The organism is Streptosporangium nanhuense (genome assembly GCF_059358815.1).
Genome location: NZ_JCADBG010000005.1, coordinates 261,969 through 280,590, shown reverse-complemented (window position 1 = coordinate 280,590; position 18,622 = coordinate 261,969). Strand labels below are relative to the sequence as shown.

General features: G+C 71.3%; 18 protein-coding genes. 9 read left to right on the top strand and 9 right to left on the bottom strand.

Going from position 1 to position 18,622, the window contains the following annotated elements; all coding sequences use genetic code 11:
• Positions 1 to 18: 18 nt before the first annotated feature.
• A complete protein-coding gene (locus tag AC5L38_RS12935) occupies positions 19 to 567 on the bottom strand; it encodes a hypothetical protein (RefSeq protein WP_495243006.1) in 549 nt (182 codons plus the stop codon).
• Positions 568 to 660: 93 nt separating this feature from the next.
• Between AC5L38_RS12935 and AC5L38_RS12930 the strand changes: the two genes are divergently transcribed.
• Both AC5L38_RS12930 and AC5L38_RS12925 read left to right on the top strand, forming a co-directional pair.
• Positions 661 to 1,344 (top strand): response regulator transcription factor, encoded by a 684-nt coding sequence (locus tag AC5L38_RS12930; protein ID WP_329091950.1) that lies wholly within the window; start codon positions 661 to 663, stop codon positions 1,342 to 1,344.
• The gene (locus tag AC5L38_RS12925) at positions 1,341 to 2,600 is read left to right on the top strand and encodes a HAMP domain-containing sensor histidine kinase (RefSeq protein WP_495243005.1); all 1,260 of its coding nucleotides are present in this window, start codon (positions 1,341 to 1,343) and stop codon (positions 2,598 to 2,600) included. Before AC5L38_RS12930 ends, AC5L38_RS12925 begins: the two co-directional genes overlap by 4 nt.
• A 93-nt stretch (positions 2,601 to 2,693) precedes the next feature.
• Here the strand turns inward: AC5L38_RS12925 and AC5L38_RS12920 are convergent, their stop codons facing one another.
• Entirely contained in the window at positions 2,694 to 3,215 is a 522-nt protein-coding gene (locus tag AC5L38_RS12920; RefSeq protein WP_495243004.1) for a hemerythrin domain-containing protein, read from the bottom strand.
• Positions 3,216 to 3,444: 229 nt separating this feature from the next.
• Here AC5L38_RS12920 and AC5L38_RS12915 point away from each other — a divergent pair, with 229 nt between their 5' ends.
• Positions 3,445 to 4,059, top strand: a complete 615-nt coding sequence (locus AC5L38_RS12915; protein ID WP_495243003.1) for an acyl-CoA-like ligand-binding transcription factor — start codon at positions 3,445 to 3,447, stop codon at positions 4,057 to 4,059.
• Between the two features lie 109 nt (positions 4,060 to 4,168).
• Positions 4,169 to 5,740 (top strand): MDR family MFS transporter, encoded by a 1,572-nt coding sequence (locus AC5L38_RS12910; RefSeq protein WP_495243002.1) that lies wholly within the window; start codon positions 4,169 to 4,171, stop codon positions 5,738 to 5,740.
• A gap of 40 nt (positions 5,741 to 5,780) precedes the next feature.
• Here AC5L38_RS12910 and AC5L38_RS12905 read toward each other — a convergent pair whose 3' ends face one another.
• Together AC5L38_RS12905 and AC5L38_RS12900 are read right to left on the bottom strand one after the other, a co-directional pair.
• Positions 5,781 to 7,649: a CheR family methyltransferase gene (locus AC5L38_RS12905; protein ID WP_495243001.1), complete on the bottom strand. Its 1,869-nt coding sequence runs from the start codon at positions 7,647 to 7,649 to the stop codon at positions 5,781 to 5,783.
• A gap of 31 nt (positions 7,650 to 7,680) precedes the next feature.
• Positions 7,681 to 8,688: a chemotaxis protein CheB gene (locus AC5L38_RS12900; RefSeq protein ID WP_495243000.1), complete on the bottom strand. Its 1,008-nt coding sequence runs from the start codon at positions 8,686 to 8,688 to the stop codon at positions 7,681 to 7,683.
• A gap of 84 nt (positions 8,689 to 8,772) precedes the next feature.
• Between AC5L38_RS12900 and AC5L38_RS12895 the strand changes: the two genes are divergently transcribed.
• From AC5L38_RS12895 to AC5L38_RS12885, 3 genes are all read left to right on the top strand, one after another.
• A complete protein-coding gene (locus AC5L38_RS12895) occupies positions 8,773 to 9,732 on the top strand; it encodes an STAS domain-containing protein (RefSeq protein WP_495242999.1) in 960 nt (319 codons plus the stop codon).
• Positions 9,733 to 9,885: 153 nt separating this feature from the next.
• A complete protein-coding gene (locus tag AC5L38_RS12890; RefSeq protein WP_495242998.1) occupies positions 9,886 to 10,467 on the top strand; it encodes a hypothetical protein in 582 nt (193 codons plus the stop codon).
• 134 nt (positions 10,468 to 10,601) lie between these two features.
• Complete coding sequence (locus AC5L38_RS12885) at positions 10,602 to 11,006, top strand: PepSY domain-containing protein (protein WP_495242997.1); 405 nt, start codon at positions 10,602 to 10,604, stop codon at positions 11,004 to 11,006.
• Here AC5L38_RS12885 and AC5L38_RS12880 read toward each other — a convergent pair whose 3' ends face one another.
• A complete protein-coding gene (locus tag AC5L38_RS12880) occupies positions 11,007 to 11,699 on the bottom strand; it encodes an HNH endonuclease family protein (RefSeq protein ID WP_495242996.1) in 693 nt (230 codons plus the stop codon).
• A 303-nt stretch (positions 11,700 to 12,002) separates the two neighbouring features.
• On the opposite strand from AC5L38_RS12880, the gene AC5L38_RS12875 reads away from it, so the two are divergent.
• Entirely contained in the window at positions 12,003 to 12,482 is a 480-nt protein-coding gene (locus tag AC5L38_RS12875) for a peptidase inhibitor family I36 protein (RefSeq protein ID WP_495242995.1), read from the top strand.
• 113 nt (positions 12,483 to 12,595) lie between these two features.
• Here the strand turns inward: AC5L38_RS12875 and AC5L38_RS12870 are convergent, their stop codons facing one another.
• The 4 genes from AC5L38_RS12870 to miaA all read right to left on the bottom strand — a co-directional run bounded on the left by AC5L38_RS12870 (position 12,596) and on the right by miaA (position 18,197).
• Positions 12,596 to 13,354 carry an SDR family NAD(P)-dependent oxidoreductase gene (locus AC5L38_RS12870; protein WP_495242994.1) on the bottom strand — a complete coding sequence of 253 codons (759 nt, stop codon included), beginning with the start codon at positions 13,352 to 13,354 and terminating at the stop codon, positions 12,596 to 12,598.
• Positions 13,355 to 13,579: 225 nt separating this feature from the next.
• A complete protein-coding gene (locus AC5L38_RS12865; protein ID WP_495242993.1) occupies positions 13,580 to 15,856 on the bottom strand; it encodes a tetratricopeptide repeat protein in 2,277 nt (758 codons plus the stop codon).
• Between the two features lie 537 nt (positions 15,857 to 16,393).
• The gene (gene dapF / locus AC5L38_RS12860) at positions 16,394 to 17,200 is read right to left on the bottom strand and encodes a diaminopimelate epimerase (RefSeq protein WP_495242992.1); all 807 of its coding nucleotides are present in this window, start codon (positions 17,198 to 17,200) and stop codon (positions 16,394 to 16,396) included.
• 91 nt (positions 17,201 to 17,291) lie between these two features.
• Positions 17,292 to 18,197 carry a tRNA (adenosine(37)-N6)-dimethylallyltransferase MiaA gene (miaA, locus tag AC5L38_RS12855; protein WP_495242991.1) on the bottom strand — a complete coding sequence of 302 codons (906 nt, stop codon included), beginning with the start codon at positions 18,195 to 18,197 and terminating at the stop codon, positions 17,292 to 17,294.
• Between the two features lie 73 nt (positions 18,198 to 18,270).
• On the opposite strand from miaA, the gene AC5L38_RS12850 reads away from it, so the two are divergent.
• Entirely contained in the window at positions 18,271 to 18,606 is a 336-nt protein-coding gene (locus AC5L38_RS12850) for an antitoxin (RefSeq protein ID WP_495242990.1), read from the top strand.
• Positions 18,607 to 18,622 lie beyond the last annotated feature (16 nt).

Sequence of the window (18,622 nt, the reverse complement as noted above, 5' to 3'; positions counted from 1 at the left end):
TCAGCGGGGTCAGGGGGGTCAGGTCTGGACACGGTGGACGGGTGAGCCGTCGGCCGCGCAGTGGACCTCGACCTTGACCTCGTCCTCCTCGGTCTCGAACTCGACGCGGGCCCGGCTCGCGGGCCCGCGCTCGACGTCGTCGGCCTGGAACCCCTGGGCGGGGCTCCATGACCGGAGGGTGACCAGGCCGTTCTCGCAGCGGGCGATGACCTTGCCGCCCGCCGTCGTGATCAACCGGCTCTTGCCGGGCTCCGCGGCGGGCGCGGCGGGCGTGGCGGTGGCGGTGACCGTGACGGTCGGCGCGGGGGTGCCCTCGGCCGGCGGGGCCGACGGCGGGACGGACGTGGAAACGGACGGGGGGACCGAGGGCGGGACTGACGACGGAAGGGCGTTGGGCAGGGACGAGGCGAGGGCGAGCGCCTCGTCGACCTCGGCGGCGGAGAGCGGCCGCAGCCCGGTGTCCGTCAGCGGCTCGCTGAGCCGGTCGATCACCGCCACCCCCACACCGATCGCGAGGAGCCCGGTGATCAGCCATCCGGCCACGACCAGGGAGAAACGCTTGCGCATGTCCTCACTGTGCCACCGAAAACGATAAGACAACGCTAAGGAGCGGCTAACCCGCTTTTGACGCGGTACGGGAGGGGGCTAACGTGGCGGCAAATGTCGAACGTGCTGCTCATCGAGGACGACGCCGCGATCCGCACCTCCCTCACCCGGGGCCTGCGCGACCGCGGCCACGCCGTGTCGTCCGCTCCCGCCGCTCTCGACGGCCTGCGGCTGGCCGTCGAGGAACGCCCCGACCTGGTCGTCCTCGACCTCGGTCTGCCCGACATGGACGGCCTTGACCTGCTGCGGATGCTCCGGGCGGTGAGCCGGGTCCCGGTGATCGTGGCGACCGCGCGGGACGGCGACGCCGAGATGGTCAGGTTGCTGGACGCGGGCGCCGACGACTACGTGGTCAAGCCGTTCAGCGCGGCCCAGCTCGACGCGCGGATCCGGGCGGTGCTCCGGCGGATGGCCGGTGAGAGCCGCGCCGACAGCGCGGTCACCGTCGGGGGCCTGCGGATCGACCCGCGCACCCGGGAGGCCACCCTCGACGGGACGCCGCTGGATCTGAGTCCCCGGGAGTTCGACCTGCTCCACTACCTGGCGGCCCGGCCCGGCGAGGTGGTCACCAAGCGGGAGCTACTCACCCACGTCTGGCAGATCCCCTACGGCGGGGCCGACAAGACGGTGGACGTCCACCTGTCCTGGCTCCGCCGCAAGCTGGGCGAGACGTCCCAGGAACCCCGCTACCTGCAGACCGTCAGGGGTGTCGGCGTGCGACTGGCCGCCCCCGCATGAGGCGCTGGCTGACCCTGCTGGTCGCGGCGACCACCTCCCTCGTACTGATCGCGCTGCTGGTCCCGCTGGCCCTGCTGGTCCGCACGGTGGCGGTGAGCGGGGCGGTCAGCGAGGCCGAGAGCGAGGCCGAGTCGGTGGCGATCGTGGTCGGCGCGGTGGACACCGAGACCCTGCGGCTCACCGCGGAGCAGGCCGAGCACCCGGTCACCGTCTTCCTGCCCGGCGGCGAGGTGGTCGGCGACCCCGCGCCGCGCTCCACCGCCGTGGAACTCGCCTCCCGCGGCCGCAGCGTCACCGCCGCCGCTCCCGGCGGGCGGGAGATCCTGGTCGCGGTCCAGGGGGCGCCCGGGGGTACGGCGGTGGTCCGGGTGTTCCTGGACGACGGCCGCCTGACCAGGGGCGTGCCCCAGGTGTGGGCCGGGCTGGCGGCGCTCGGCCTGGCCCTGGTCGGGCTGGGCGTGCTGGTCGGCGACCGGCTGGCCCGCGCGGTGATCAGGCCGATCAGCGCGCTGGCCGGAGTCTCGCACCGGCTCGCGGCGGGCGACCTGTCCGCCAGGACGGTGCCCGACGGCCCTCCGGAGGTGCAGGCGGTCGGTGTCGCCCTCAACCACCTGGCCGAGCGCATCACCGGCCTGCTCGCGGAGGAGCGGGAGAGCGCCGCCGACCTGTCCCACCGGCTGCGCACCCCGCTGACCGGGCTGAGGCTGGAGGCGGAGTCGCTGGCCGACCCCGAGGAGTCGGCCAGGATCGAGGCGCGGGTGGACGCCCTGGAACGCGCGGTCACCTCGGTGATCACCGAGGCCAGGCGGCGGGGGCGCGAGCGGGCCGAGTGCGACGCGGCGGCGGTGACCGGGGCGCGGGTCGCGTTCTGGTCGGTGCTCGCCGAGGACCAGTCGCGGCACTTCACCCTCGACCTGGCCCCCGGCCCGCTGCCGGTCGGGGTCGCCGCGGACGACCTCGCCGCCTGCGTGGACGCCCTGCTCGGCAACGTGTTCGCGCACACGCCGGAGGGGGTCTCGTTCTCCGTACGGCTGGAGGCGACCGGTGGCGGCGCGCTGCTGACCGTGGCCGACGCCGGTCCCGGGTTCGCCACACCCGACCCGTCGCAGCGCGGCGAGAGCGGTGCCGGGTCGACCGGTCTCGGCCTCGACATCGCCCGCCGCACGGCGGAGTCGGCGGGCGGCTCGCTGTCCCTGCGGACCTCCCCCGAGGGCGGCGCGAGCGTGACCCTGTTCCTGCCCGCCGTCACGCCCTGAACCCGGGTTCGGCACCCGGCGGGTGGACGTGCCACCGGGCCGCGACGGCCCGCGATCGCCCCTCTCCCGGCGGGAGACCTCGCCGGGAAGGGCTCAGAACTCGTCCTCGTCGTCGACCAGCAGGAAGTCGGGCCGGTTCTCGCGCCATTCGGGGACGTCCATCGAGTTGAGCACGGAGATCAGCTTCTTCTCCTCGTAGATGAAGTGTGTCTGCATGATCGCCGACAGCGCCCCCACCTCCTCGCGCACCTTGGAGGCCGTGGCCGGGTCGGGTTCCTCCGGGAGGGACGCGAGCAGCTTCTGCAGGTTCCCCAGCAGCCAGTCCAGCTGGTTGTGGTCCGTACGCAGGTCGGAGAGCACCTTGCGCAGCTCGGGGAACTCCTCGGCGATCGCCGGGAACGCGCCCCTGTCCTCGCCGGTGTGGTGGCGCGTCAGCGCCGTGCAGAAGGAAAGGCAGTGGGCTCGCAGGTCCCGCGGCGGGAGCCCCCTGCCGTCGAAGTAGTCGTCGACGCTGTCCTGGAGGTCCTCCAGCATCTCGCGGAGCCAGATGTGCACTTCGAGCAGCTGTGTGCCCAGCGCGGTGAGGCGGCCGCTCGCCTCGGAACGTGCGTTCATGCTCTCCCTTCGGATGGATCACTCCGCCCAGTGTCCTCCAAGTCCCGGGGGACGCGCGCGGCGGGCTCCGGTGAATCCGCGGTGGTACGCCACCCGCGGAGCCTCCGAGGGTTCCCATGGTCTTCCGCCCGGTTCGCCCGCCCTCCCACCTCGTCCCCGCGTGTGACCTTCCGCACTTCAGATGATGAAATGTTGCAGAATCTGAAAGTTCTTCCCTACTGTTGACGGCGTGACCAGCGTTGAGAGCACGTACGAGCTCGGCCGGAGAGACCGGAAGAAGCTCGAGACCCGTGCGGCGCTGGAGCACGCCGCCCTGACGCTGGTGGCCGAGCGCGGGCTGGCGGGTGTCACGGTGGAGGACATCGCCACGGCGGTGGACCTCTCCTCGCGCACGTTCTTCAACTACTTCCCGTCCAAGGAGGACGCGCTCGTCGGAGCGAGCCCGGCCTCCGCCGCCGAGCTGTGCGAGAGGCTGGAGGCCGTGCCCGCGCGGGTGCCGGTCCTGGAGGCGCTGCGCCTGATGTCGCGGGTCGAGGCCGAACACGTCCAGCGGCAGCGCGAGCAGTGGCTGCTGCGGCTGAGGGTCCTTGAGCAGAACCCGTCGCTCCTGCCGCGACTGGTCGCCAGCGGCACCGAGACCGAGCAGGCCATATCGGCCGCCGTCGCGCGCAGGACCGGCGTCGAACCGGGGACGACCGGCTATCCCGAGCTGGTCACCGCGGTGGCCATGGCGGCCTTCCGGGCGGCGATGATGCGCTGGAGCGCCGCGGGCGGCCACCCGGCGCTGGCCGACCTGGTCGACGAGGCCTTCTCCCAGGTCGCCGCCGGCCTGCCCGACCCGTGACCGCCCCGGTCACCGTCCTTCTCCGATCGCCCCGGCGAACGTCTCCGTTCTCCCGGCGTCCGCGGAAGTCCCGCGAGGCGCCGGTCCCCGTCCGAGAAACAGAGGAAAGATGACATCCACCAGCACGCAGCCCGAGTCTGTGGCCGCGGCGCCCGCCTCCAGGAGAAAGGTCCTGCAGGCGCTGTCAGGGCTGATGGTGGGCATGTTCGTATCCATCCTGGCCTCGACCGTCGTGGCCAACGCCCTGCCCCGCATCATCACCGACCTGCAGGGCTCGCAGACCATCTACACCTGGATCGTCACCTCGGAGCTGCTGGCCATGACGGCCACGGTGCCGCTCTGGGGCAAGATGGCCGACCTCTACAACAAGAAGCTGCTGATCCAGCTCTCGCTGGGACTGTTCGTGGCGGGCTCGCTGATCGCGGGCCTCACGCCGAACGTGGAGATCCTCATCGTCAGCCGCGTCGTGCAGGGCGTCGGCGCCGGCGGCATGACCGCGCTCGCGATGATCGTGATGGCGGCCATGATCCCGCCGCGTGAGCTCGGCCGCTACGCCGGCATCTTCGGCGCCGTGTTCGGCGTCGGCACCGTGGCGGGCCCGCTCATCGGCGGTGTGCTCGTGGACACCTCCTGGCTCGGCTGGCGCTGGTGCTTCCTCATCGGCGTGCCGTTCACGATCCTGGCCATCGTCCTGCTGCAGCGCACGCTCGACCTGCCGGTGGTGCGCAGGAAGGTCAAGGTCGACTACCTGGGCGCCCTGCTGATCACGCTGGGCGTGTCCACGCTGCTGATCTGGTCGTCGCTGGCGGGCAACCAGTTCGAGTGGGGCTCCTGGTGGACCGCCGGCCTCGTGAGCGGCGCCGTGATCATCCTCGCGCTGGCGGTCTGGGTGGAGTCGCGGGCGGCCGAGCCGATCATCCCCCTCACCATCTTCAAGAACCGCACCGTCGCCCTCGCCACCGTGGCGAGCGTGCTGGTCGGCGTGGCCATGTTCGGCGGCACGGTCTTCCTGTCGCAGTACTTCCAGGTGGCGCTCGGCAAGTCGCCGACGGTCGCCGGCCTGCTGAGCCTGCCGATGATCTTCGGCCTGCTGGTCTCCTCCACCGTGGCCGGCCAGCTCATCACCAAGTGGGGCCGCTGGAAGGGCTTCCTCGTGGCCGGCGGCGTCGTCATGCTCGCCGGGATGGGCCTGCTCAGCACCATCGACGGCCAGACCGGCACGGTGCTGCTCGGGATCTACATGGCGGTGCTCGGCATCGGCGTCGGCATGCTCATGCAGAACCTGGTCCTCGCCGCCCAGAACGACGTGCCCGCCCACGACCTGGGAGTCACCACCTCGGTGCTGACCTTCTTCCGCAGCATGGGCGGCGCCGTCGGCGTCAGCGCCCTGGGCGCGGTGCTGGCCAACCGGATCACCACGCTCATGACGGAGAAGCTCGGCCCGATGGCCGCCGCCGGCGGCAACAGCGACGCCGTCCCCGACATCTCCAAGCTGCCCGCCCCCGTCGTCCGCATCATCCAGGACGTGTACGCCACCGCCACCGCCGAACTGTTCCTCATCGGCGTGCCGCTCACCGCGCTCGCGCTGGTGGCGGTCCTGTTCATCAAGGAGAAGCCGCTCAACACCCTGTCGGGCGAGGAGCGGCTGGCCCGGGAGCAGGCCGCGGCCGCCGGCCACTGAGCGGCTCCCGCCAAGACCGCGCCCGAGGCGGGGTGCGGGGCTAGTCCTGCTCCTGCTGGAGAAGGTTCATCACCATGATCACTCCGTGAGGTGACATGTCCTCGGCGTGCAGGCGGGAGAACTCGACGCTGAGCCGGGCGGGGCGTCCCCTCCGGTTCACGCCGTCCAGGGTGACTCCGTCGTCGTGGCCGTTCCCCGGCTCGGGCCCCGTCTCCAGCATCCGCTGCGCCCTGGTCAGCAGCTCCCCGACGGGAAGGCCGATGTCGAGGGAGGCGAGCCGGCAGCCGATCGCCTCGTCGGCGCGGAGCCCCCACAGCTCCTCGGCCCCCGGGCTCCAGACCAGCACCCGCAGGTCGGTGTCGATCACGGTCACGGCGTCGCCGAGGCTGCGTACCACCGAGGAGACGAGGAGGGTGGCCCGCCTGAGCTCGTCGCTGCGGGAGTTCAAAGTGTCGTTGATCTGCTGGAGCTCGTCGTTGGTCGACTGCAGCTCCTCGTTCATCGTCTCCAGCTCCTCGTTCGTGGACTGGAGCTCCTCGTTGGTGGTCTCCAGCTCCTCGTTCGTGGACTGCAGTTCCTCGTTGGTGGTCTCCAGCTCCTCGTTGGTCGACTGCAGCTCCTCGTAGGCGTGCTCCAGCTCCCGGTTCGTCTGCTCCAGCCGGTCGCGGAGCTGGCGGTAGCGCGTCACGTCGTGGAAGTTGACGCCGACGCCGACCAGCTCGCCGCCCGGTTCCATGAGCGGTACGACGGCGATGTCGAAAACGCTCGGCTCCGGCGTGTTCGGCCGGTGCCAGGTGACGTCCTGCAGCTCGGCGACGCGCAGGTCCAGCTCCACCTGATCGATCACCGAGCGGAGCTCGACCGGCCGGTAGGACACCTCCAGGTCCTGGAACGGCCGCCCGATGTCACGTGGGTTGAGGTTGAAGAGCAGCTCGGCGCGCGAGTTCGCCAGGGCGAGGTTCCTGGAGCGGTCGAGCGCGATCTGCGCGACCGGGCCGGTGGAGAGCGCCGCCGCCTGCAGCACCGTGTGCCGCACGTGCGGGCGGGCCTGCGACACCCCCGCGCCCGGGGACCAGTTGGCGCGGTTACCGGGCGGCGGCGATCCGATCTTCTTGAACAGCCTCATCCGGAGGTTCACCGGCTCGAACTTGTCACCGTGGTTCAGCAACATCTCCGCCTTGCCCAGGAAGAGGAAACCGGGGTCGGAGAGCGCGAAGTGGAACCGGCGCACGATGCTGAGCTGGGTCTCGCTGTTGAAGTACATCAGCGTGTTGCGGGCCAGCAGGAGGTCGACCCGGGAGATCGGCGCGTCTCGCGTGAGGTCGTTGCGACCGAAGATCAGCTGGCGTCGCAGGTCGCGCCGGAACGCGAAACCGGCCTCCACCTGCTCGAAGTAGGTCTCACGCAGCCCCTCCGGCAGGTCGGCGAGCTGCCGTTCGGTGTAGACGGCCGCCCGCGCCGTCTGGAGGGCCTTCTGGTCGAGGTCCGTGGCGTATATCTTCACCCGCTCGCGGAACTCGTCCATGCCGAGCTGCTCGGCCAGCACCATCGCGAGGCTGTAGGCCTCCTCGCCCGTCGCGCAGCCCGCGCTCCAGATCCGGATGACCTTGCCCGGCCCCTTGCTCGCCAGCAGGGCGGGGATCACGGTCTCGCGGAGCGTCTGCCAGGCGGCCGGATCGCGGAAGAAGGCGGTGACATTGATCAGCAGGCTGTCGAAGAGGCGGTTGAACTCCTCGGGCTCCAACTCCAGGTAGTCACGGTATTCACCGTAGTCACGGAGCTCCAGCGCAGCCAGACGCCTGCTGATGCGGCGCATGAGGGTGGTGCGCTTGTAACCCGTGAAATCGAAACCACGCGTCTCCTTCAACATGAGCAGGAGATCGTCGAATTCACGTTCGTCGCCGGGCATCACACTGCCAGCCTAGGCCCGTTACCGACCGCTACGTGAGAGCAAGGCTGTCGCCGGTGCCGTCGATGCGGCTTTGTAGCATTCGCATCGTCTCCAGCGCCTGTCTGGTCTGCTCGGCGTCCTCCATCAGGCGCTGCGACGAGTGCCGCCTTCCCTGCAGCCGCGCGCGATCCAGCATGCGCTCCAGCATGCGCAGCCGCTCCTCCAGCCGCAGGGTCGCCGTCCACAAGGCCCGCTCCACGGCCTCGGCCTGGCTCGCGGCCATGCCCTGCGGGGACCACCCGTGCCCGACCCGGCAGCCGTAGTGGGCCTCGCCCCCGCTCTTCGCCTCGTACACGGGCCCGCCGCACTCCGGGCAGCTCAATCCGGTGAGATCGCCCCCGTACGGGCCGATCTCGCCGGACAACAGGTAGAGGGCGACCTCTTTCTCGATGCTCGGATCCCTCACAACCTCGTCCCCGGCGGGCGTGCCGCTCTGCCGCACGATCCATTCGGCGATCTCCTCCACCGAGAGCGCCTCCGCGCTCCGCGTCGCGGCGAGGGCGGCGCGGGGCATCCCGTCGAACGCGCTCGCCTGAGGGTCCTGGACGGCGACCGCGCCGAGATGGCGCTCCACCACCGCGGCCCCCCTGGCCCCGTCGTCGAGCGTGCCGCTCAGCACGACGGCGAGCGTACGGGAGCCCGCGTCGAGCGCGGCGCTGAGGAACAGCGGGTCGGCGGCCGGCCGGTGACCGTTGTAGCGGGGGCCGCGCGAGAGCCGGATCTCGCCGTTCTGGATCATGAGGTGGCGGTCCGGGGGCGCCACGTAGACCCGGCCGTGCCGCAGGGACTCGCCGTCTCCCGCGGTGGCGGCCTTCAGCGGCCCGGCCCGGTCGAGGATTCCCGCGAGAGTACTCCCCGCGCGGGGGGGCAGGTGCAACACCACCAGGATGGAGGCGGCGAGGTCTCCGGGCAACCGCGCGAGCAGGGCGCGCAGAGCCTCCACACCTCCGGCCGAAGCCGCGACGACCACCACATCACGCCCGCTGGAACCTGCCACATTTAGCTTCTATCCCGTCGGGACCCATTCATACTGGGGAACCGTAGGATTGTCAGCGGGGCCTCTGAAAGACCCTTGAAGGGTATGGCCAATATGGATATGTCGGTGTATATCATTCACCAATATGGTGACACGGCACTGGTGGCCGTTATGGGCGAGATAGACGCCTTCAACTACCGACTGTTGGAGTCGGAGCTGGAGTCACTCATGCTCGGAGGCACGCGACACATCCTCGTGGACGCCGGAGAGCTGCTTTTCTGCGACGTCAGCGGGGCCAGGGCGCTGGAGCGGATCCACGAGGGCCTCCGCGCGGCCGGAGGAGAGCTGTTCGTCGTCCCCTCCCCGACCGTGGTCCGGCTGTTCACCGTGCTCTGGGGAGCGCAGGAGCCCGAGCACCCCGGCCTGGTCGACACCTCCGGCATCGACGACTTCCCCGAGGTCCCGCCGGTCCCCCGGCGGCACTCCCCGGTCATGCGGCGCATCGGCGGCAGGCGCCGCACCCACCGGGACGCCACCCGGCGCACCGGGATCCCCGCCCCGGAAGAGCTCTCCCCGCGGGACACCACCCCGCCGGAGCGCACCGCCGCCTATCCCGAAAGCACGGCCCCCCGGGAGGGCACCACCCCCGTTCCGGAGAACACGCCCTCCCGGGAGCGCACCGTTCCGGAGAACACGGCGCCCTGGGAGCGCACCGCACCCGTTCCCGTTCCGGAGAACACCGCGCCCCGGGAACGCGCCGCCCTTCTTCCCCAGCGGGACGCGGGACACCCGCCCGCCGAGCGCGCGGCGCACCCCGTGCTGGAAAGGGCCGCCCGCCTGCGACGGGAGGCCGCGGCACGCCTGGAGGTCCTCCACCTCCAGACGCAGACCACCTGCGCGACGCTGGCCGAGATCCACGACCGGATGGCCACCCTCCAGGCCGGGCTGGACGTCCACATCGCGATGCGGGCGGCGGTGAGGATGGCCTGCGACGACCACTTCCGCCGGGTGAAGGCGGATCGGGCGCGCTCGCTCGCCCCCTCGTTCCCCACCGGGTCCGGCTGAGTCGCACCGCGGCCGGATCACCGGGCGGATGATCAGGCGCCCTCGCGGTTACCCGTGACCACAGCGGAAAGCATGATGTCACGACTTTTCCGCTTCCCGGAGGGGGCGGAATCCCGCCGGGCCGCTTCAGCGGCTCCACGAAGGGCGAGCCATATGGCCGGCGATCCCGAGATCCACGACAGCCCGGACACCCTTGGCGAATCCCGGGACGAACGTCACGAGGCCCGGAGGCAGTGGGTCGAGCGCACTCGCGAGCGCATCGCCCAGGCCGGCGAGCGAGCCGGGCAGGCCGCCGAGCGCCGATCGGAACTCGCCCGCGGCGAGACCACGCCGACGTCGCCCCCGCCCCCGTCGCTCTCGGCCTCCGCCACTCCCTTGCCCGCCGCGTCGCTCGCGTCGCGCGAGCAACGGGCTGACCGGGCTGACCAGGTTGAACGGGATGAACGGACCGAACGGGCCCACGCCCAACTGGGAAAGGCGCGCCGGCGGGCCGACCAGGCCAGGGAGCGCGCGGTGGCCGGGTACAGATCGGCGGCCCAGGCTCACAGGAACGCGGCCGCGAGCCACGACCGGGCCGCGGCGGCGGGAAGCGGGGACGCGGAGACCCACCGGCTCCAGGCCCTGACACATCGCCATCAGGCCGCGGCCGACGAGCACAGGGCGTCCATGGCCGAGCGGGCGGGCCCCGACCCTGGCCCCGGCCTCGAAAGCGATTCCGGACGGACCGACCCCTGACACGGACCGACCCCTGACACGGACCGACCGTATCGGCCCATGGAAACGCGCCGGAATCCGGTGGCGAGCCGGACTCGCCCCGGATTAACGCTCCCTTAGCGCGCCCCTAGCAAAGTCTCCGCAAATCTTGACACATGACACGAATCACCAGGATTACCGTCGGAACCCTCGCAACCGCCGCTCTCCTGATCGGTGGAGGTGGTATCGCCCTCGCCGCGCAGACGGACAGCGCGGCGATCACCGCCACCGCGACCACCACGGCCACCGGCATCACCGGCACCACCGGTGCGACCGTGACCGGCGCCACGGGCACGGCCGCCGCGCCGGTCACCACCTCGGCGTACATCTCCTCCCGCAAGGCCGTGCAGATCGCCAAGAAGCGCGTTCCCGGCGCACGCGTGAGCAAGGTCGAGCGCGAGTGGGAGCACGGCCAGCGGGCCTGGAAGGTCGAGCTGCACAAGGGCGCCTGGGAGTACGACGTCTACGTGTCGGCGAAGACCGGAAAGATCATCAAGCTGAAGCGCGACTACGACGACTGATCAGCAGGATTTGAGCACGCCCTCCATGGCGTCCTTCTCCCCGGACGTCACCCACAGGTCGTACTTGACCTTCACCTTGATCTGACGCTCGACGTAGGGGCACCGGTAGGCGCGGCGCGGCGGCAGCCAGGTCGCCGCGTCTCCGGCGCCCTTCTGGCCGTTCAGCGGCCCGTCCACGGCCAGCAGGTTCAGCGGGTCGTTGGCGAGCTCCTTCCGCTTCGAGGCGGACCACTGCTGGGCGCCCTTCTGCCAGGCGTCGGCGAGCGCGATCACGTGATCGATCTGCACCGCCATGCTGGTCCGCGTCCCGCGCTCGAACTTGATGGTCTTACCGCTGTACGGGTCCTCGAGAATTCCGGACTGCACGACGCAGCCGTCCTCGCCCTTCCTGAAGACCTCTTCCTTCAGGTCGCGAATGAGAATGTCGTTGCGGGTGTCACAACCGTTCCCGTCGACGTCCGACCAGGCGGGACCGAATTCGTCGCGGTCGAACCCGGTCATCGAGGCGCGCCCCTTGACCTCGAGTTTCCTCAGATCCTTGAGCGCCTCGGACGCGGACTGCCCCCCGCCGGAGGACTGCGTCCCTTCGTCCACACCACCGTCCGGCATCGGGCCGCAGCCCGCCACCGTGAACGCGATCGTCGCGACGACCACACCTCGCACCAGCGCAGCCCGCACCATGCCACCTCTCACGCGCGTCACTCTCTGAAGCGGCAAATTACCCCAGATACCGTTCTCAATCTTAAAAGCCTCAAGCAGTCTTCGGGGGAACGATGGAATTTCCGGCCCATCAATCCACGCCTTGACGACATCTCTCACTTGACCTGCACAAAGGCCATCACGGGTGCGCCACCCGAAGACGAAGGACGCGGATCTCCCGAAAACACGCGCCCTCGAATATTCACTCAGCGCGACTATCGACTACGTAAAGTGATGGTGTTCTAATGACCAGGAGCGCTCACAGGTGGTGAGCAATTCGCTACGGAGAGGATTCGCATGAGGCAGGTCTCATCGCGTCGTCCCCACCTCGTACGAACCGTGACAGGGCTGGCCGGTGCCGCGGCCACCCTGATCCTGGTCTCCGGGTCCGGTTCCGCCGCGGCCTCCTCGGCCTCGGCGGCCCCGGCGGCCTCGGCGGCCGAACCGCGGGTGCCCGCCCCGCCCTCGCGAGTGGTCCGGCTCGACGACAGCGTCGAGTGCGCCTTCAACAGCCTCTGCCTCTACCGCGACTACGGCTTCAACGGGCCGGGATACAGCGTTCCCGCCGGTTACCCGATCGACCTGAACGAGGTGCCGATGCCGGGCACCCCCTCCTCCATCGCCGCGAACAACGTCTCGTCGTGGATCAACAACACCGGCTACTCCGTCCGGCTGATCGACCACTCCGGCACCGATCGCATACTGCCGCCCTACCACTCGCTGGAGGAGTCGCTGGAGACCGACGACACCGTCGACGCCGTCGACTGGCTCCCCTGACGCCGACGCGCCACCGGCCCCCTCCTCCCCCGCGAGGCCACGCGGCCGCGCGGCCTCGCGCCGACCCCCGGGGAGGAGGTCTCCACCACCGCCGCGGCCAGGCGAGCAGGTGATCAGGTGATCAGGATCCCGCCGTCGACCGGGATCACCGCACCGGTGACGTACGAGGCGGCGTCCGAGGCGAGGAAGATCGCGGCGGCGACGAGCTCGGCCGGGTCGCCGGCGCGCTTCATCAGCACCCGGTGCTCAAGCTGCCAGGCCAGATAGCTCTCGGCGTACTGGTCGGTCATCTCCGAGGCGAAGAAACCCGGCTCGACGCAGTTGACCCGGATGCCGCGCCGTCCCGTCCACTGCTGGGCGAGATCGCGCGTGAGGCCGACGACCCCCGCCTTGGAGGCACTGTAGGCGGCCTGCGGCAGCCCGGCGGTCGTCTCGCCCAGGATGCTCCCGACGTTGACGATCGAGGAGCCCGGCCTCATGAGCCTGGCGCAGGCCTGCGCCATCCAGTAGGTGCCGTGCAGGTTGATGTCCACGACCTGCCGGAACTGCTCGGGCGTCTCCCTCAGCGCCGGGACCGCCGAGCCCACACCCGCGTTGTTGATCAGAACGTCCACCGCGCCCAGCTCGGCCACCGCCGCCTCGGCCAGTGCCTGGCAGTCCTCCGGCCTGGTCACGTCGGTGACGAGGGCCACGCACCGCCTGCCGGTCTCCTCGACCAGGGCGCGGGTCTCCTCAAGGCGGTCCTTCCTGCGGGCACCGATCACGATGTCCGCGCCCGCCTCGGCCAGGCCCCTCGCGAACGCGACCCCCAGCCCCGAGGACGCTCCGGTGACGATCGCGACCTTGCCGTCCAGCCGGAATCGTTCCAGCATCCGGATCCTCCTTCGTCCACCCAATGCGCCGAATGAGATTCTAGTGACCGCGACGAGAATCGCCCGTGAGGGGTGTCCCTCACGGGCGACGCGGCGTCCTGTGTCCCCGGTGATCCGGACGGGCCACGGAGGGGTACGGCTTCCCGGGCCACGGGTGGCACGGGAAGCCCCTCCGGAGGGCGGACGGCGCCACGGCCCGCCGGGCGCGGCCGTGGCGAGCCCGTCCTACAGGCCGTACTCCTTGGTGATCCTCTCGTGCCGCTCCACCTCGACGTCGACGGCCTTGGCCAGGTCGAGCCAGGCCAGCGGGTGCACCCAGCGCTCGGTGGCGTCGTCGAGAAGCGCGTCGAGCTCGACCGGGCTGACGTCCGGCGGGACCGCGATCCAGCCGAACACGCCGGGCAGCGGCTCGCCCGAGGTCGGGTGGTTCACGGTGTAGTTGTCGTCGCTGTAGACCCACATCGGCCAGCCGCGCTCGGCCATGACGTCGTTGAACTCCGTCCAGTCGGCCTGGCTGGGAGCGGCGCCGTCGAAGAACCAGCTGGTGTAGCCACCCGGGCGGAGCATGCTGACCGCGGCGAAGGGCGGGACGAAGTTCTCCTGCTCCTCGGCGCTCTCCGGGATCGGCTCGAGCAGCTGCGGCTCGAAGACGACCAGGTCTCCGGCGTTGTACTCCATGCCGGGAGGCTGCGGGATGGCCAGGCGCGCGGTCGCGGGGCCGGTGCGCACGCTCAGGACCTGGCGCTGGCTGCCGTCGGGGGCGGGAAGGATGATGCGCACCAGGCCCATCTCCTCCTCGATCGGCCCCTCGCTCGACTGCAGCGGCATCCCGATCTTGGCGGCACCCAGGCGGACGGTCTCCCAGTCCTCGGCGGCCGTCGCCATGACGACCATCCGCCAGACGTCCTGCTGCTCGATCTCCCCGGAGTCGAGGAGGTCACGCAGGATGCCCGCACCCTTGGCGTTGTCGCCGAGCTGCTGCACCGCGGCCGACCACAGGCGGGCCGCCTCGATGCCGGCGCCCGCGGCGGCCGCCGCCTCGCCCTCGGCCGCCGCCTGCTCCCAGCGCTCCCGCGCGGTGTACAGGCGGCCCAGGACCAGGTGGCGCTGCGCGGCGGGCAGCCGCTCGGCCATCTGCTCCAGGCGCTCGTCCTGGCGGGCCTCGACCAGCAGGCCGCCGAGGTACGCCGCGTCCTGCGGGTCGGCGTTCTCGATGTCGCCGGACTCGACCAGCATGGTCCAGTAGATGTCGGCGCCCGTGGCCGGGTAGCCGAGGAAGCCCAGCGTGGTGGTGTGGCGCCGGGTGGCCTCCACGTCACGGCCGGACAGCGGGGCCAGCCAGCCCACCCAGCGCTCCGGGTCGGCGTTGAAGCCGTCGGCGGCGTCGAAGGCGCCGACCAGGTCGGCCTCGGGGCTCGGGGCCGCGAGCGCGGTGGTGTCGTCCGCGGCGGCGCGCAGCTCGGCGATCCGCTTGGCGACGTCACCGGGGTTCCTGAGCTCACCGGACGCCGACTCCGCCAGGTCGGCCAGGAGGCGCGCCTGCCAGACTCCCTGACGCGCGACCGCCAGGTGTCCCGCGACGAGCGCCAGCTCGACCCGTGCGCGGTAGCCGCCCATCATCGCGAAGTAGTCGATCCACTGCTTGAGCACCCGGCCCAGCTGCCAGGTGTTGGTGATCTGCGCCGTTCCGGCGAGCGCGCGGATGGCGTGCGACCACTCCACCCAGACGCGGGGGTGGTCGCCCACCACGTCGAGGTCGGGCAGGGCGTCGACGGACTCCTGCACGCGACCGAGGGTGGCGAGCACGAGCGCGCGGAGCACTCCCTCGCGGTGTTCCTTGGCCACCGGGTCGTCGGGCTTGAAACCGGTCGCGGCGTCGAGCGCGGTGAGCGCGTCCTCGGCGCGGCCGGCGGCCAGCAGCGCGCGGGCCGAGGCGGCCCCCAGCTCCCAGCTCGCCTCGCGGCCCGCGCCGCCCAGCGCCGCCACCGCGGTCTCGGCGTGCGCGACGGCCTCGTCGACACGGCCCGCGTCGACCAGCGCCGCGACGTAGTGCTCGGCGACGGAGGCGAAGGCCAGCGAGTCCGGCTCGACGTCCAGGGCCGAGAGCGCGGCCAGCCGCTCGGCGGCGTAACCGGGACCGTCGGCGTTCGCCCGCGCGATGGCCAGCGCCACGACGGCACCGGGCACGGCCGGGCACTCCCGCACGTCCTCCCGCTCGGTGAACTCCACCAGCGTCTCGGCGTCGGCGATCGCGACCGTCCCCTGCGCGCGGTCGCCGACGCGGCCGATCAGGTGCCAGTAGCGGGCGTAGAACTCCAGCCAGGGCAGCCGCAGGTTCTCCGCCTGCTGCGCGATGGCGGGCGCGAGCACGTCGAGCTGCGCGTACCGGCCTTCCAGCGCCTGCGCGGGCACATCTCCGATCGCCATAGCCAGACCGGTGTTACCTGCTTCATGCAGTTGCCGCTGGGTGTCGCCCACCCAGGCCCAGATGTCCACGTCCATGAGACGTCAGTCTGCCAGGTCGGGGAGCATGCCCCAAACAGCTTGACGATCCCGTGCAACGCCGAGGCCTCACGCTATGGCCCCGCGCACGTGCGGATGAGCGCGATCCCGCCGGACGCGAGCCCCACCGCGACACCGCGGGGGTCACGGAAGATTCACCCGTACGCCCCTGAGCGTGACCTCGGCGGACACGACGCACCCATGGCGGACACGACCCGTTCACGACGGGCACAACGCGCCCACGGCGGACACGACTCTTTCGCAACGAACACGACGCGCCCGCGGCGAGCGCGACTCGTTCACGGCGAGCGCGACTCGTTCACGGCGACACCGCGCGGGCCGCGGAGAAGCCGGGTTCCCGCGCACGGCCCGGAGCGTCACATCGCCGGACGTGACCGGAAGGAAGGCGAAGCTCCCGCACACGACTCGGGGCCTGAGCCCACCGGACGCGACCGGGAGGAGGCCCGGGTCCGACGCGCGCCTCGGGGCCTGAGCCCGCCGGACGCGACCGGGAGAGGCCCAGGTCCCGTGTACGCCTCAGAGCGTGATCTCGCCGGACGCGACCAGGACGGCCGGGCCGGCCAGGTAGCTGGTGTGCTCGTCGAGGGTGACGGTGACGGTGCCTCCGAGCACCTCCACCGCCCAGGTGCCGCTGGTCTCACCGGTCAGCCGCGCGGCCGCCACGGCCGAGGCGACCGCGCCGGTGCCGCAGGACCTGGTCTCGCCCGAGCCGCGCTCGAAGACCCGCATGACGACCCGGCGCGGGCCCACCGGATTGAGCAGCTCGATGTTGACCCCGCTGGGGAACACCTCGGGGTCGAACGCGGGCTGGTGGCTCAGGTCGAGCTGGGCCACCGGGTCGCCGATGACGCAGGCCAGGTGGGGATTGCCCATGTTGACGTGGAGGCCCTCGTACTCGTGGCCGGCGACGGTCGCGCGGCTCGAACCCAGCACCCGGGGCGGGCCCATCTCGACGGTCACGTCACCCGTCTCCGCCAGCCGCACCCGCTTGACGCCACCCCTGGTCGCGATGCCGAACTCCCCCGGCGCGGCGAGACCCGTGTCGACCAGGTAGCGGGCGAAGACCCGCGTCCCGTTGCCGCACATCTCGGCGACGCCGCCGTCGGCGTTGCGGTAGTCCATGAACCACTCGGCCTCGCCGGCCTGGTCGGACACCTCCGGGCTGAGCTTCGTCCGGGTCACGCGCAGCACGCCGTCGGCGCCGATCCCCGCACGCCGGTCGCACACCGCCGCCACGATCGTCGCGGACAACTCCAGCTCACCGTCCGGGTCGGGGAGGATGACGAAGTCGTTCTCGGTGCCGTGTCCCTTCGCGAATCGCATGGGACCAACTCTATCCAGACACTCCCGGGCCCCCGCCGCCCGCCCGTCCGCGCTCCCTGAACCACCCACCGGCCGCCGGTCCGGGGAGCGGTCAGCCGCGAATCGCGGCGAGCGCGCGGCCGAGGAGATCCGGTTCCCGCTGGGGAAGCCAGATCACGCGGGGATCGCGGCGGAACCACGACTCCTGGCGGCGGACGAACCTGCGCGTCGCCCGTACCGTCTCCTGCCTCGCCTCCTCCTCGGTGCACCCGCCGCCGAGGAAGTTCAGCACCTGCGCGTACCCGAGGGCGCGGCTGGCCGTACGGCCCTCGGCGAGCCCGCGCGCGGCCAGTTCCCTGACCTCGTCGACCAGCCCGGCCCGCCACATGTGGTCGACCCGCGACTCGACCCGGGCGTCCAGCACCTCCCTGGGCACCTCCACCCCCAGCTGGACGCTGTCGTAGACGGCGTCGTACGACGGCATCGTGGCCGAGAACGGCCGTCCGGAGATCTCGATGACCTCCAGGGCCCTGACGATCCTGCGCCCGTTGCCCGGGAGGATGGTCTCGGCGGCCTTCGGGTCGCGCTCGCGGAGCCGCTCGTACAGCGGTCCCGGGCCGCGAAGGTCGAGTTCGGACTCCAGCCGGGCGCGGACCTCCGGATCGGTGCCGGGGAACTCCAGGTCGTCCAGGGCGGCCCGCACGTACAGCCCGGATCCGCCCACCAGGATCGGCACGATCCCCTTGGCCCGCAGGCCGTCGATGATCGGCCGGGCCAGCGATTGGTACTCGGCCACGCTGGCGGCCCTGGTCACGTCCCAGATGTCCAGCAGGTGGTGGGGCACCCCCCTGCGCTCCGCCACGGAGAGTTTCGCCGTCCCGATGTCCATTCCTTGGTAAAGCTGCATGGAGTCGGTGTTGATCACCTCGCCCCCCAGTTCGAGGGCGAGATCCACGGCCAGGTCGGACTTTCCGGCCGCGGTCGGGCCGACGACGGCGATGACGGGTAGCTGAGGCACGGGGTAAGTCTGCCAACTCCCCGGGTATGGATGAGAGGCGATGCGTCCTCGCATCGGAATTGGGGGATTCACCATGTCGATCCTCGACAAGGTCAAGCACATGCTGGGCGGCAACGCCAAGACCGAAGAACTCGCCAAACAGGGCATCGACAAGGCGGAACGGATCGCCAAGCAGAAGCTGGGCGGAAAGCACGCCCGGACCGTCGAAACGGCCGCGCAGAAGGCCAGGGAGATGGCCGACAAGATCGACGAGCCGGACACCGCCCAGCCGGGCGCCACCCAGCCGGGCACGACCACCACCCAGCCGGGCACGACACACGCGCCCGGACGCTCGACGCCCTCCGGCCGGGACGACGGCACCTCCGGTCCCGGCCAGCCCGGCACCACGCCGCCGCCTTACGGACCGTAGGCGACCGGCGAGGCCG